The organism is Sphingobium sp. OAS761, from assembly GCF_024168485.1.
GTDB lineage: Bacteria > Pseudomonadota > Alphaproteobacteria > Sphingomonadales > Sphingomonadaceae > Sphingobium.
Genome location: NZ_JALJVY010000002.1, coordinates 127,035 through 140,190, shown reverse-complemented (window position 1 = coordinate 140,190; position 13,156 = coordinate 127,035). Strand labels below are relative to the sequence as shown.

General features: G+C 63.2%; 14 protein-coding genes. 4 read left to right on the top strand and 10 right to left on the bottom strand.

The features are described 5' to 3' along the window. The first annotated feature begins 65 nt into the window (after positions 1-65). Positions 66-488 (top strand): nucleoside-diphosphate kinase, encoded by a 423-nt coding sequence (gene ndk, locus J3E64_RS03365; protein ID WP_253339753.1) that lies wholly within the window; start codon positions 66-68, stop codon positions 486-488. Between the two features lie 58 nt (positions 489-546). Here ndk and J3E64_RS03360 read toward each other — a convergent pair whose 3' ends face one another. From J3E64_RS03360 to J3E64_RS03335, 6 genes are all read right to left on the bottom strand, one after another. Beyond that, positions 547-1,176: a hypothetical protein gene (locus tag J3E64_RS03360; protein WP_253339751.1), complete on the bottom strand. Its 630-nt coding sequence runs from the start codon at positions 1,174-1,176 to the stop codon at positions 547-549. A gap of 5 nt (positions 1,177-1,181) precedes the next feature. After that, entirely contained in the window at positions 1,182-1,856 is a 675-nt protein-coding gene (locus J3E64_RS03355; RefSeq protein WP_253339749.1) for a glutathione S-transferase family protein, read from the bottom strand. Between the two features lie 52 nt (positions 1,857-1,908). Then, positions 1,909-2,367, bottom strand: a complete 459-nt coding sequence (gene trxC, locus J3E64_RS03350; RefSeq protein WP_253339742.1) for a thioredoxin TrxC — start codon at positions 2,365-2,367, stop codon at positions 1,909-1,911. A 70-nt stretch (positions 2,368-2,437) separates the two neighbouring features. Further along, entirely contained in the window at positions 2,438-3,679 is a 1,242-nt protein-coding gene (locus J3E64_RS03345; RefSeq protein WP_253339740.1) for a cyclopropane-fatty-acyl-phospholipid synthase family protein, read from the bottom strand. A gap of 31 nt (positions 3,680-3,710) precedes the next feature. After that, positions 3,711-4,457: a molybdopterin-binding protein gene (locus tag J3E64_RS03340; protein WP_253339739.1), complete on the bottom strand. Its 747-nt coding sequence runs from the start codon at positions 4,455-4,457 to the stop codon at positions 3,711-3,713. Further along, complete coding sequence (locus tag J3E64_RS03335; protein ID WP_253339737.1) at positions 4,454-5,173, bottom strand: cytochrome b/b6 domain-containing protein; 720 nt, start codon at positions 5,171-5,173, stop codon at positions 4,454-4,456. The genes J3E64_RS03340 and J3E64_RS03335 overlap by 4 nt, the downstream gene beginning before the upstream one ends. A 510-nt stretch (positions 5,174-5,683) precedes the next feature. Between J3E64_RS03335 and J3E64_RS03330 the strand changes: the two genes are divergently transcribed. Continuing rightward, the gene (locus J3E64_RS03330; protein WP_253339735.1) at positions 5,684-6,220 is read left to right on the top strand and encodes an outer membrane protein; all 537 of its coding nucleotides are present in this window, start codon (positions 5,684-5,686) and stop codon (positions 6,218-6,220) included. A gap of 53 nt (positions 6,221-6,273) precedes the next feature. Here J3E64_RS03330 and J3E64_RS03325 read toward each other — a convergent pair whose 3' ends face one another. The 3 genes from J3E64_RS03325 to J3E64_RS03315 form a co-directional block, all read right to left on the bottom strand. Next, the gene (locus tag J3E64_RS03325) at positions 6,274-6,696 is read right to left on the bottom strand and encodes a hypothetical protein (RefSeq protein WP_253339733.1); all 423 of its coding nucleotides are present in this window, start codon (positions 6,694-6,696) and stop codon (positions 6,274-6,276) included. Between the two features lie 83 nt (positions 6,697-6,779). Continuing rightward, entirely contained in the window at positions 6,780-8,039 is a 1,260-nt protein-coding gene (gene rlmN, locus J3E64_RS03320; RefSeq protein ID WP_253339731.1) for a 23S rRNA (adenine(2503)-C(2))-methyltransferase RlmN, read from the bottom strand. 46 nt (positions 8,040-8,085) lie between these two features. Beyond that, the gene (locus J3E64_RS03315; RefSeq protein ID WP_253339730.1) at positions 8,086-8,574 is read right to left on the bottom strand and encodes a hypothetical protein; all 489 of its coding nucleotides are present in this window, start codon (positions 8,572-8,574) and stop codon (positions 8,086-8,088) included. 170 nt (positions 8,575-8,744) lie between these two features. On the opposite strand from J3E64_RS03315, the gene dnaN reads away from it, so the two are divergent. Both dnaN and J3E64_RS03305 read left to right on the top strand, forming a co-directional pair. Continuing rightward, on the top strand, positions 8,745-9,857 hold the full coding sequence (gene dnaN / locus J3E64_RS03310; protein WP_253339728.1) for a DNA polymerase III subunit beta: 1,113 nt from the start codon (positions 8,745-8,747) through the stop codon (positions 9,855-9,857). 93 nt (positions 9,858-9,950) lie between these two features. Continuing rightward, positions 9,951-12,563 (top strand): EAL domain-containing protein, encoded by a 2,613-nt coding sequence (locus J3E64_RS03305; RefSeq protein WP_253339726.1) that lies wholly within the window; start codon positions 9,951-9,953, stop codon positions 12,561-12,563. A 149-nt stretch (positions 12,564-12,712) separates the two neighbouring features. Here the strand turns inward: J3E64_RS03305 and J3E64_RS03300 are convergent, their stop codons facing one another. Continuing rightward, positions 12,713-13,135: a response regulator gene (locus tag J3E64_RS03300; RefSeq protein WP_253339724.1), complete on the bottom strand. Its 423-nt coding sequence runs from the start codon at positions 13,133-13,135 to the stop codon at positions 12,713-12,715. Positions 13,136-13,156 lie beyond the last annotated feature (21 nt).

Sequence of the window (13,156 nt, the reverse complement as noted above, 5' to 3'; positions counted from 1 at the left end):
CGGCCCGGCACGGCCGCGTCTAAAGGCGCGCCCAGCAATCCCAACAATTCGGAGTTACGAGGGCCATGGCCGTCACGCGCACCTTTTCGATCATCAAGCCTGACGCGACCCGTCGCAACCTGACCGGCGCGGTTACCAAGAAGCTGGAGGAAGCCGGCCTGCGCGTCGTCGCGTCGCGGCGCATCCGGATGAGCCGCGAGCAGGCCGAGGGCTTCTATGCCGTTCATAAGGAACGTCCTTTCTTCGCCGATCTGGTCGCGTTCATGATTTCCGGCCCGGTCGTCGTCCAGGTCCTGGAAGGCGAGGACGCGGTGAAGCGCAACCGTGACATCATGGGTGCGACCAACCCGGCCAATGCCGACGAGGGTACGATCCGCAAGGACTATGCCGAATCGATCGAGGCCAATTCGGTCCATGGTTCGGACAGCGAGGAAAATGCCGCGATCGAGATCGCTTATTTCTTCAAGCCGGAAGACATTGTCGGCTGATCGCCGCTATCCCGTCCAATCGAAAGGCCCGGGCCTCCGCATGGAGTCCCGGGCTTTTTCATGAGCGGCCTTTTACCGTCGTCGCCCAGCGCGCATCCAGCCGGACCTGAGGATGCTGCACCGGGCCGCGCGAGACCAGCGACAGGCCGCGCAGGGTCAGTTCATGCCCCGTCAGCCATTTGCCCGCGATGCTGTAGCCGATGTCGTAGAGCGCGGTATCGACCCGTGTCTCGCCATCCGCGACGAAGCGGGTGGTGATCTCCACCGGCAGGCTTTCGTCGCCCAGGCTGTCGTCGGGCAGTTTCGCCTTGTCCCGCGCCCGCTTGAGCGCGTCGGCAAACCAGCGCGCCTCGATGCGCGGTTCCCCGGTCGTGGCCACGGGGGAGAGTTTGAGCGCCGCGGGAAAGCGGATGATCTGGCTTTGCACGATCTGGCCGGCCTGGGTGGGAGCCAGCAGCAGGCGCTTGCCGCCATCAACTCTTGCGTCGAGCACCAGGCGCGCCGCGCGATCCGATGCCCGGCGGCTCTCCGCGGCCTTGTCCGCGCGTGCATCGCGCTTGTCCGACCAGTTGAGATAGAGAGTCAGCCCCGAAATCAGCGCGGCGATCACCGCCAGCGTTTCGCCCAGCGTGACGCGACGACGGCGCGGCGGCGAAATGGTCTTCGGACCAATATCGCGGTCTTTCATAGGCCTCATACGGACTGCGGGGGCACTTCGAACTTGTCGATCACCCAATCTTCCGCCTGCGCGCCGCCAATCCATTCCTGCATCCAGGGATGCGCGACGATCGCCTGCATATAGGCCTGGGCAAAGCGGGCCACGGGCAACTGATAGGTGATGAAGCGCGTCACCACCGGTGCGAACATCACATCCGCTGCGCCGAACGTGCCGAACAGGAAATCGCCGTCGCCGCCGTGGCGCGCGCGCGCCTGCGCCCATAATTCCATGATTCGGCCGATATCCTGCAATACCGCCTCGGACGGCGGCTGCGGATCGTAAATCTGGCGGATGTTCATGCTGTGCTCGCGGCGCAGCGCCGCGAAGCTGCTGTGCATTTCCGCCGCCATCGACCGGGCCATCGCGCGCGGCGCGGTATCGGCTGGCCAGAATTTGTCGCCGCCGCTCTTTTCGTTCAGATATTCGATGATGGCCAGACTGTCCCAGACGACGATGTCCTCGCCGTCCCACAGGATGGGCACCTTGCCTGACGACGGTGCGAATTCGTCGCCCTCGCGGCGTTTCTCCCAGGCCTCGTCGTAGAGCGGGACCACCGCCTCCTCAAAAGGCAGGCCGGACAGCTTGCAGGCCAGCCAGCCGCGGAGCGACCAGCTGGAATAGGCCTTGTTGCCGATAAAGAGCTTCATCATGGCGCATCTCTTAGCCGGGCGCGCGGCGAGAAGTCGAGCGCGAACACGCGCGTCACCCCGCCATCGCCTGCGCGACCCAGCGCCGGATCGTCCCTTCGTCCATGGCGCCCGACCGGCGCGCGACTTCCCGGCCGTAGCGGAACAGGATCATCGTCGGGATGGAACGGATCGCATATCGTGCGGAAAGGTCGGGTGCCGCCTCCGCATCGACCTTGAGCAGCCGGACATCTGGTTCCAGTGATCGGGCGGCGGCGGCGAAGGCTGGCGCCATCGTCCGGCAGGGGCCGCACCAGCTTGCCCAGAAATCAGCGAGGACCGGCAAAGTGCCCTTGCCGACATGGCGGTCGAAGGCGGCGGTGTCGACGGCCAGCGGTTCCCCGCTGAAGAGGACATTTCCGCACCGTCCGCATCGTGGGGCATGGGCCAGCCTGTCGGCGGGCACGCGGTTTGCCGTGCCGCATCGCGGGCAGATGATGATGGGGCTCTGTCGGTGTGCCCGTTCGATTGTCATGGTTCCCTGCGTTTCACCCCGAAGTTCATTTCGACCCACGATGCGCGATGGAGGTATTTACGGCCGTTGTTCACCGCCCGAGCAGCGCCGCCTCCGTTTCGACCATATAATCACGGGTGATGGGCAGGGCGCGGCGGTCGCGTGCATACTGGACCTGGAAATTGACCATGCCGCCATGTTCGAACACGGTGGCTGCGCCGGCGAGATAGAAGGTCCACAGGCGAAAGAAGCGCTCGTCATACAGGGCAACGATCTCCGCCTTGTGCGCCATCGTCCGTTTGTACCATTCGCGGATGGTCAGGCCGTAATGCAGGCGCAGCACTTCGACATCGGTCACCATCAGGCGGGTGTCCTCGCTGCCCCGGATCATTTCCGACAGGGCGGGGATATATCCCCCGGGGAAGATATATTTCTGCGTGAAGGCGTCCGTGATACCGGGGCCGCCGACGCGGCCGATGGTGTGGACCAGCATGACCCCCTCGGGCGTCAGCAGGTCCCTGCACTTGTTGAAGAAGGTGCGGAAATGCGCGGTGCCGACATGTTCGAACATGCCCACGGACACGATCCGGTCGAACGGCCCCTGCATATCGCGATAATCGATCAGCTCGAACCGGACATGATCGGCGACGCCCGCGTCCTGGGCCCGCTGGCGCGCGACCTTAAGCTGTTCTTCCGACAGGGTGATGCCGGTCACGTCCACGCCGCATGTACGGTGGAGATAGAGCGCCATGCCGCCCCAGCCGCAGCCGATATCCAGCACCTTCATTCCCGGCTTCAGGTGCAGTTTGGCGGCGATATGTGCCTTCTTGTCCTCCTGCGCCTGCTCGAGGCTGATGGCCGCGTCATTGTCGGCGTCCGGGTAATAGGCGCAGCTATATTGCCGGTCACGATCCAGAAAGAGGGCATAGAGCGCCCCCGACAGGTCGTAATGATGCGCGACATTCGCCTTGGACCTTGCCCTGTGATTCAGGCGCCACAGCTTCTGCCGGGTGGTCTTGAAGCCGCGGGTGACGATGTTGTTCGAGCTGATCGACTTGCCCTGTTCCCACGGGTTGTTGGCCCGCAGCATGGAAACGAACTCCATGATGCCGCCGCCCTCTATGGTCACGCGGCCGTCGATCCACGCTTCCGCCATGCCAAGGCGCGGGTCCAGCACGATGTCCAGCGGCACCCGACGGTCGCGAAACCGCAGCGCGAGATCGGGAAATCCCGGTGTGCTTTGGCCGACGGTGAAATGCCGCCCGTCGGCATAACGGACCGTCAATGTGCCCTTGGTGACCAGGCGTCCGAGTATGCGTTCGAACATCGTCATGCAGACGCTTTGTCACGGCGTGCGGAAGCGGTCAAATGCCGGCATACCAATCATAATTGGCATGATCTTCCCAAAAGCCGCCCTTGCCCCTCCCGATCCCGGACAGCGTGTCGACGGCGTCGATCCGCATCAGATATTTCGCCTGCTTGTAGCCCAGATGCCGTTCCACCCGCAGCCGCAGCGGTGCGCCGTTCGCGACGCTGAGCGGACGATCGTTCAGCATATGGGCGAGGATGGTCTGCGGGTGAAATGCATCGACCCGGTCGATGCTTTCATAATAGCCGTTGCCGCCACCCATGTCGTCCGCGCAGCGAAATACGATGTAGCGCGCGCTATCGCGAAGCCGCGCCGCTTCCAGCACGGTTTTCAGCGGCACCCCGCGCCACTTGCCGATCGCGCTCCACCCTTCCACACAGTCATGGCGCGTGATCTGCTCTCGCTGCGGGAAGGCGCGCAACTGGGCAAGGGACAGCGCGAGCGGGCGTTCGACCAGCCCCGAAATTTCCAGCCTCCAGTCGGCAAAGCCGGTGCGCCATATCGCCTTGTAGGCTTCGGTGTTCGGGTTGGCGGTACCATTTGCGCGAAAAACAGGCGAAATCTGGTCGGGCCGGAACTCCTGCGCCAGCGCGTCGCGCGCCATCAGGCTGCGCTGTGCCCATTTGTGGAAATTCTCGGCGGAAAACAAAGTATTGCGGAATGTCTCGTTGCGCGCGATCCGGTCGCAGCCGGCCAGCGTCGCGGTCGCGCCCAACAGCAGCGTGCGGCGATTGAGGATCATGGCCGCGCCCCCGGCACCCGATAGCGGCCGGTGATCATCGATCGCACCTCGTTGATCGGGCCGGCAAGCAAAACCATCAGAATGTGAACCAGGAAAAAAGCCACCAGCGCGAAGGCGGCGATGAAATGGATCGATCGCGCCGATTGCCGCCCGCCGAACAGGTCGACCAGCCAGGGCCAGGCCGCGTTCATGCCGGGCGACATGGTGAGGCCGGTCAGAATGACCAGCGGCAGGGCGACGAAGATCACGCCGACATAGCTCGCCTTTTGCAGGATATTGTAACGCAATGCCGCCTCGCCGGTGGGAAAGCGCAGGCGGGCATGGTCCTTGATATCCTGCCAGACATGGCCGGGCGCCAGTTCTTCGCGGCGAAAGGCAAGATCCCGGCCGATATGCCGGTTGGCCAGGCTCCAGAGCATGTAGACCAGCAGCGCAAAGGCGAAGATTGGCGCGGCGGCAAGATGCCAGTGGCGTGACATCGCCAGATTATAATGGGCCGGCAGGGTGAGCCAGGCGCCGAAACGATCGAGCGTGAGCCATGCATGATCGTAATTGGCGCCATAATGGCCCCAGTAGAGGCGGGGATGAGCATTGAATATGCCAAGGCCGCTGGTGAAGAGGATATAGAGCATAAGCGCATTCAGCCAGTGCCAGAGCCGTGTCGAGAGGCGGTGGCGTCTGACGGTCCCGCGCGAAGAAGCGGTCGGTTCATCCATGCCGGCCAGTCTATCCTATTTTCATGACGGCACCACGCGCATTCATGTCACTCGCGTCTTCAGGCATGACGTTGGTCGAATGCCGGCTATGACAACGCCCCTGGCGGCGTCATTCCGGACGACAGGGAGAGGGTTTTACCATTTGAAAGAACGATGTCGGCGGCAGGGCCTTTTCAGGCCATGAACGCGTGACGGGCGTTGGGCTGCTTCCGACAGGGACGGGAGGGTGGAGCGAGAGATGAGCCGGCCGGTTCGTACCAGTGGAGCCCATGTCACAGTTTTGCAACACATGCCGGTAAATTGCCATGTCGCAATTATTATGCCTTTCCAAGTCATTATGACGATCCTACATCGCCGCTTGCATGCTGATGATGCTTGGCATGGTCTGATCCTTTAATGGAAGAGGATTGGAAGCAGGAGGATGGATAAATATATAATGCCATCTTTGCATCATGTCTGAAAATCGGCTGAAACGTCTTCAGTCGACAACAAGATAAAATTGAGGACTATATGAAGACTGTGATTTTCGCAGCGATGGCTGCTGCCGCTTTTGCAACTCCCGCCTTCGCGCAGGACGCCGCGCCCTTCACCGGCGCGCGCGCCGAAGTGCTCGCCGGATATGACAAGCTCGACACCAATGGCAGCGGCCTCGGCAACCCGGACGGTTTCCTCTACGGTATCGCCCTTGGCTATGACGCCCAGATGGGTGGCGCTGTCCTCGGCATCGAAGGCGAAATTTCCGATTCGACCGCCAATACCGAAGCTTTCGGTACCGATGTCGATGCCGCACGCGACCTCTACATCGGCGCCCGTGCCGGTTTCCTGGTCGGTCCGCAGGCGCTGGCCTATGTCAAGGCCGGCTACACCAACGCGCGCATCGAATATCAGGGCTGCTGCGCCGAAAACGGTGACGGCGTGCGCGTCGGCGCGGGCCTGGAATATAAGCTGAACGGCCAGATGTTCGTGAAGGGCGAATATCGCTATTCCAACTACGAAGCCGACGTGGAACGCCACCAGGTCGTTGCCGGCCTCGGCATTCGTTTCTGATCCCTCTCAATCGATCGGAACGGGGAAGGGCGGTCCAGCCGGGCCGCCCTTTTTCATGTCGGCAGGGGGCGGATGTCCGGGGCCACCCAGCTTCTGCGGGCTTCGACCGACATCAGCCTGTCCCGCGACCAGTAGGCCAGCGGCCAGTCCTTGTCGGCCAGCGGCGACGCCATCAGCCGCGCCAGGGCCTGGGCAGGGCTGGGATGGACATCCAGGCCGGCCAGCATATGGCGGGCCATCCGCAGGGATGCCTGCGTGATTGTTTCATGATAGCCGCTGGTGTCGCTGTTCACGCCGCCGACGCTCGCATTGTAGCGACGGATCATGTCCGGCAGGTCGCGCTCGGGATGTACGTCCGGACGCGTCAGGATCAGCCAGAGCGCGGTCGCGAAATGCGCCTGATGGGTCCAGCATTCCTTGGGCAGCGCGCAGGCCAGAAAGCCTTCGGCCAGCCGATCGATATCGTCATCGGTCATCATCTTTCCCCCGAAAAGAAAACCCCGCCGTTCCAGGCGGGGTTTCGTGTCGCGCCCCAAGGGCGCAGCCTGTCAGCCCCGGATCATCCGAGCGCGGCTTGCTTCTCTTCGGCCAGGCGCTTCATTTCCGCCTTGCTCTTCTTCTCGCTCGCGGACTTGAGTTGGCCGCACGCCGCCATGATGTCGCGCCCGCGCGGGGTGCGCACCGGCGCGCTGATGCCGCCTTCGAACACGATGTCGGAAAAGCGCCTGATCCTCTCGGGCGTCGAACATTCATAATCGGTGCCCGGCCATGGGTTGAACGGGATCAGGTTGACCTTGGCCGGCAGCTTGTAATGGCGCAGCAGGCGGACCAGTTCGCGCGCGTCATCGTCGCTGTCATTCTTGTCCCTGATCATCACATATTCGAACGTGATGCGGCGGGCATTGTTGGCGCCGGGATAGGCGGCGCAGGCGGCCAGCAATTCGTCGATGCCGAACTTCCTGTTGAGCGGCACCAGCTCGTCGCGCACATCCTTGGTCACGGCATGGAGCGAAACGGCCAGGTTCACGCCGATCTCCTCGCCCGCGCGCGCCATCATCGGGATGACGCCGCTGGTCGACAGGGTGATGCGGCGCTTGGACAGAGCCAGGCCGTCGCCGTCCATCACGACCTTCAGCGCGTCGCGCACATGGTTGAAATTATAGAGCGGCTCGCCCATCCCCATCATCACGATGTTGGTCAGCATCCGGCCGTCCGGGGTGTAGTGGGATGCCTCGTCCGACTCATCGTCATTGGCGCTGGCCATGTTGCCGCGCGGCCATTCGCCCAGCGCGTCGCGCGCCAGCATGACCTGGCCCACAATCTCGCCCGGCGTCAGGTTGCGCACCAGCCGCATCGTGCCGGTGTGGCAGAAGCTGCAGTTGAGCGTGCAGCCGACCTGGCTGGAAACGCACAGCGTGCCGCGGTCGGCGTCGGGGATGAAGACCATTTCATAATCCTGCCCGTCGTCCGAACGGAGCAGCCATTTGCGGGTGCCGTCACTCGACACTTGCGCCTCCACCACCTGCGGGCGGCCGACGACGAAGCGCTCGGCCATCCAGCCGCGCATCGGCTTGGCCAGGTCGGTCATTGCATCGAAATCGGTTACGCCGCGATGGTAGAGCCAATGAAATACCTGCTTCGATCGCAGCTTGGAGGCCTTTGCATCCAGTCCGGCGTCCGAGAAAATATCGCGGATTTGCGGGCGCGACAGGCCCATCAGGTCGATGCGGCCGTCTTCGCGCGGCGTCACCGCGCGCGGCACGGGCACAGGATCGATGGCGCCGGGAATCGGCATGAGGGGGCTGGTCGCTGACTGCATGGCCCGCCCCTAGCCGATTTGCGCCGATTTTGGAAGATGTGCCGCGTCAGCGCAGCTTCGCGCACCCCAGCGCGGCCGCATCCATGGCGGTCGCCGCGCCGCGCAGGGCATAGCTGTCGGCAAAACCCCGCCCGTCGGCCCCGACGGTGGAAACACTCATGCTGGTAGCCGACCGCATGGCAGCGACAATCGCGGCGTCGGCCCGCGCGTCCGTTGCCCAGGCATCCACCTGCCCGGCGACCAGCGCGAACCGGCGGTCGCCGACGCCAAGCGTGACCTTCGCATCGTCCGCACGCGGGCGGCTAAGGCGAAAATGGACCTGTCCCCGCACACGTTTGCGCGGCCAGGTGCCCACGGCAGCGAAGCCTTTCGGCTGTTGTCCGCGACGGACCCGCGGCTGGGCGATGGCATAGCAGCGCGGCGTGGCCGGATCGCGGAACGCCCCCCAGCTTTCGAACATGCCCAGCGAATCCCGGGCCATTGCGGTTGCGGGAACCGCGATCAGGGCAAGGGTGAGGGCAATGCTGCGGCGCATGGAACGGCCAAAGCGCAACCCGTCCCGCTTTGCAAGCCCGCGCCTGCCGCAAAAGCGCGCGCTGGCGCTTGCCCACGCCGTCATAGCGGTTATGAAGAAGCATCCATCAGTGCCGCCGGATTCGACCGGGTGCCGGCCATCACGAAAACAGAAACGGACACAACAGGGACATGAAGGCCACCATCGAACGCGCAACGCTCCTCAAGAGCCTGAGCCACGTCCAGTCGGTGGTCGAGCGGCGCAATACCATCCCGATCCTGTCCAACGTCCTGATCGAGGCATCGATGGACGGTGCGATCAAGCTGATGGCGACGGACCTCGATCTCCAGATCGTCGAGAGCGTGTCGGCTCAGGTAGAGCAGGCAGGCGCCACCACCATTTCCGCCCACACCCTGTTCGACATCGCCCGCAAACTGCCTGAAGGCAGCCAGGTCTCGCTCCACGCCGCCGAAGGCAAGATGCTGATCCAGGCCGGGCGCGCGCGCTTCAACCTGTCGACCCTGCCGCGGGACGATTTTCCCGTGATCGCGGAAGGCGACCTGCCGACCCATTTCGAACTGCCGGCAGAAACGCTGAAGCAGATCGTCGACAAGACGCGGTTCGCTATCTCGACCGAAGAGACGCGCTATTATCTGAACGGCATCTATTTCCATGTGTCCGACGATGGCCAGCCCGTGCTGAAGGCCGCGGCGACCGACGGCCACCGCCTTGCGCGCGTCACCGTGACCCGCCCCGATGGCGCCGACGGCATGCCGGGCATCATCGTGCCGCGCAAATGCATCGGCGAACTGCGCAAGCTGCTCGATGAGGTTGACGGTTCGGTCGAAGTTTCGCTTTCGGCGAGCAAGATCCGCTTCGGTCTGGGAAACGCGATCCTGACGAGCAAGCTGATCGACGGCACCTTCCCCGATTACAGCCGCGTCATACCCACGGCCAACGACAAGCTGCTGAAGATTGATCCCCGCAGTTTCGAGGAGGGCGTCGACCGCGTTGCGACCATCGCGACCGAAAAGACGCGTGCCGTCAAGATGAGCCTGGATCGGGACCGGATCACCCTGTCGGTCACGAGCCCGGAAAATGGCACCGCAGCAGAAGAGGTTCCCGGTGCGTTTCAGGGCGAAGGGTTCGACATCGGTTTCAACGCGCGTTATCTGCTCGACATATTGGGTCAGATCGACAGTGATACGGTCGACCTGCATCTGGCGGATGCGGCGGCGCCGACGCTGATCCGGGAAAATGACGAGAGTTCGGCGCTGTATGTTCTGATGCCGATGCGTGTCTGACGATCCTCGCGATTTAGTTGAACGTGACTGCCCGTTTATTTGACGGGCTTTCGAGGTAATCCTCTGTCAACGACTAGGCGTTATACGCGGCCCATGGCTATTCAGCGCAATGCCTTGGCGGACAGCATCGCGGGTTCCAACTCGGTCATGGTCGCACTAGGCCTTGCGCCCAGCGGGACGGAAGTGTCCGCATCCTGGATTTCCGGGGCATTCGTCTATATCGCCCGTCTCTGGCCCTTGATCCTGCTGGCAAAGATTTGCCTGTTGTCGCTTCTCGACCTGTCGTCCCTGATGCCGCAAACCGCCCGACAGATGCTGTTGATGGCAACCACGCTGCTGGTCGATGGCGTGATCGTGATCGCCCCTCGACGGGCCTTGTTCCAGCGCTTGCTGCCGCATGTCCAGAACTGGCTCATGCTGCCGCTGGTCTTTCTGTCGGGTCTGACATTCAGCCTCTGGCTTGGTGCCGACCGTCTGGAGATGTCAACCGGCGTATTGCTGATGGCGCGCCCGCAGACGGCGATGACGCTGTTGGCGGTATGCATTTTCGGGGATCGCCGTCTTCTGGGTATCAGCTATTTCGTCGGCGCTTTCCTAGTCCCGGTCATGACCAGTCCGGACCTGGTCAAGGTGGGGCTGCTGGTGTCTTGCATCGGTGTCATGGCTTTGGCCACTGTTCGCCAGGCGATGGCGGATCGCGAACGCGCGATTGAGATGCATCGGCGGGACTTGCGGGCGCAAAGGTCCGACCGCCTGTTGCAGGAGCATGAACGCACCGGACGCGGCTGGTTCTGGGAAACCGATCGCAACGGCATGCTCACCTATATTTCCGATACGCTGGTCGAAACGCTCAAGACGACGACGGGGGGGCTCATCGGACGCCCGATTACCGAGATCGTCCGTCATGGCGACCGGCAGCAGGGCGATGGCGAACGCACGCTGGGTTTCCATTTGTCGGCCCGGACCGGCTTTTCCGACATCGCCGTCTGCGCCGCGCTGGCGGCCGAGGAGCGATGGTGGTCCATATCGGGTCAGCCGGTGTTCAATGAATATGGTCAGTTCCACGGCTTTCGCGGCAGCGGCACGGACCTGACGGAAATGCGTCGCAGCCAGGCGGAAGTGAACCGGCTGGCGCAGTTCGATTCGCTGACCGGTCTTGCCAATCGCATCCAGATGCTGCGGTCTCTCGAGCAGGCGGTGGCCGACCGTAACGGCAAGCCCGGCGAATGTTCGCTGTTGATGCTCGATCTCGATCGGTTCAAGTCAGTGAACGACACGCTCGGTCATCCCGCCGGCGATGCGCTGTTGCGCCAGGTGAGCCAGCGCCTGCAGCGTGTGGTCGGCAATCGCGCGTTGGTGGGGCGCCAGGGTGGCGACGAATTCAAGATCCTGGTGCCTGGCCGGGTCGATCCGGCCCAGCTGTCGCAACTGGCCGAAGCCATTATCGGGCAGGTGTCGCAGCCCTATTCTATCGAAGGGAACGCCGTCGTCATCGGCGTGTCGATCGGCATTTCCCTGTGCCCGCAGGATGGCGTCACCGCCGATGCATTGATCCGCAACGCCGACCTTGCCCTCTACGCCGCCAAGGGCGACGGGCGCGGGGTGCACCGTTTCTATTCGGCAGACATGCATGCCGATGCCGAGGACCGCCGCAAGCTGGAAGAGGATTTGCGCCATGCGCTCGCCGCGGACGGCCTGCATCTCGTCTATCAGCCGGTGGTGTCGTCCAAGACGGAGAAAATTGCCGGTTATGAGGCTTTGCTGCGCTGGAACCATCCCACGCGCGGCGCAATTTCTCCGGCCATATTCATTCCCATTGCCGAGGATACCGGCCTGATCGCGCAGATCGGCGAGTGGGTGATGCGCACGGCCTGCCGGGACGCGGTGCAATGGCGCGAAGGTATCCGCGTCGCGGTCAACGTGTCGCCGACCCAATTCGCCAATCCGAACTTTCCCTCTACCGTCATGAGCGCCCTTGCCGGGGCTCAACTTGCGCCCGAACGGCTGGAACTGGAAATCACCGAAAGCGTGTTCCTGAACGACGATGCGGGCACCGACGCGATGTTCTCGCGATTGAAGGCGCTGGGTGTGCGGCTCGCGCTCGACGATTTCGGCACGGGCTATTCATCGCTGGGCTATCTGAAGAAGGCGCCTTTCGACAAGATCAAGATCGACCAGAGCTTCGTCCGTGGCGCGGCGATCAAGGGCAGCCGCAACAGCGCGATCATCAAGGCGATCGTCAGCCTGGCGGAAGCGCTGGGTATGGACACTACCGCCGAAGGGGCTGAGACGCAGGACGAACTGGCGCTGATCCGCCAGCTGGGGTGCAGTCACATCCAGGGCTATATTTATGGCCGGCCCATGCCGTTCGAAGATGTTATGGTCAGCCAGCGCAAGGGGACCGACGCGGCGCCGATCGGTTTCCAGTCGAGCCGGCCGGAGCGCAAGACGATGCTGCGAACCGTTGCCGTCCACCACGACGGCCATGTCTACACTGGCCGGGTGCGCAACATTTCATCCACCGGCGCGCTGATCGAGGGGCTCTGGAACGTGCCGGCCGGCACTGCATTCTCCATTGAACTGACAGATCGCACGCTGGTCAAGGCGATGGCACGCTGGTCGAAGGAAGACCGGATGGGCGTGGAGTTTGAAAACGAAGTCGACATCAACGCCCTGCGCAACGCCCCAAGATCGCTGGCATCCTGACCGGCAGGAATTCCGACGCCCATGACCAGGCAGGGGCCGTGCCGGCCGGCGCATAGCAAATTCATCCAGCAGCAAGGGCGCGCCCGAACGGCGTCAGGCCCGTCATCCCGTCTGGATGGCGGGCCTGCGAAAGCATCGGTTGGACGCGCTCAGGCGGCGAGGGCGACCGGTTCCTGATCGGCCATGATCAGCCCTTGCGCCACGTTGCGGATCAGGCTGACAAAGCGTGTTGCCTCACGCACGATCATCGCCTTGTTGAAACAGGCGGCAGCGCCGCGGTTTATCGCCTCATCGACGATCGGCGCACCGTCGCGCATCAGGCTGGACAGCATGATGACGGGGCGCGGTTCCATATCCATGATCTCGTCGAGAATGGCCATGCCGTCGCGTCCCGGCATCGCGATGTCCAGCGTCACCACATCGGGCCGTTCCAGCCGGATGAGGTCGATGGCTTCCTCGCCATTGCGCGCGATGCCGACGATTTCGATATGCCGGTCGCGCTCCAGAAGCGTCTCGATCATCGCGCGGATGGTCAGAGAATCGTCGACCACCACAATTCTGACAGGGTTCATGAAATTGGCTCCCCAAGGTCT

What these genes read in the sequence shown, in the direction of transcription:
- ndk (WP_253339753.1), top strand. Translation starts at nt 66, where the DNA reads ATGGCCGTCACGCGCACCTTTTCGATCATCAAGCCTGACGCGACCCGT.
- J3E64_RS03360 (WP_253339751.1), bottom strand. Translation starts at nt 1,176, where the DNA reads ATGAAAGACCGCGATATTGGTCCGAAGACCATTTCGCCGCCGCGCCGT.
- J3E64_RS03355 (WP_253339749.1), bottom strand. Translation starts at nt 1,856, where the DNA reads ATGATGAAGCTCTTTATCGGCAACAAGGCCTATTCCAGCTGGTCGCTC.
- trxC (WP_253339742.1), bottom strand. Translation starts at nt 2,367, where the DNA reads ATGACAATCGAACGGGCACACCGACAGAGCCCCATCATCATCTGCCCG.
- J3E64_RS03345 (WP_253339740.1), bottom strand. Translation starts at nt 3,679, where the DNA reads ATGACGATGTTCGAACGCATACTCGGACGCCTGGTCACCAAGGGCACA.
- J3E64_RS03340 (WP_253339739.1), bottom strand. Translation starts at nt 4,457, where the DNA reads ATGATCCTCAATCGCCGCACGCTGCTGTTGGGCGCGACCGCGACGCTG.
- J3E64_RS03335 (WP_253339737.1), bottom strand. Translation starts at nt 5,173, where the DNA reads ATGGATGAACCGACCGCTTCTTCGCGCGGGACCGTCAGACGCCACCGC.
- J3E64_RS03330 (WP_253339735.1), top strand. Translation starts at nt 5,684, where the DNA reads ATGAAGACTGTGATTTTCGCAGCGATGGCTGCTGCCGCTTTTGCAACT.
- J3E64_RS03325 (WP_253339733.1), bottom strand. Translation starts at nt 6,696, where the DNA reads ATGACCGATGACGATATCGATCGGCTGGCCGAAGGCTTTCTGGCCTGC.
- rlmN (WP_253339731.1), bottom strand. Translation starts at nt 8,039, where the DNA reads ATGCAGTCAGCGACCAGCCCCCTCATGCCGATTCCCGGCGCCATCGAT.
- J3E64_RS03315 (WP_253339730.1), bottom strand. Translation starts at nt 8,574, where the DNA reads ATGCGCCGCAGCATTGCCCTCACCCTTGCCCTGATCGCGGTTCCCGCA.
- dnaN (WP_253339728.1), top strand. Translation starts at nt 8,745, where the DNA reads ATGAAGGCCACCATCGAACGCGCAACGCTCCTCAAGAGCCTGAGCCAC.
- J3E64_RS03305 (WP_253339726.1), top strand. Translation starts at nt 9,951, where the DNA reads ATGGCTATTCAGCGCAATGCCTTGGCGGACAGCATCGCGGGTTCCAAC.
- J3E64_RS03300 (WP_253339724.1), bottom strand. Translation starts at nt 13,135, where the DNA reads ATGAACCCTGTCAGAATTGTGGTGGTCGACGATTCTCTGACCATCCGC.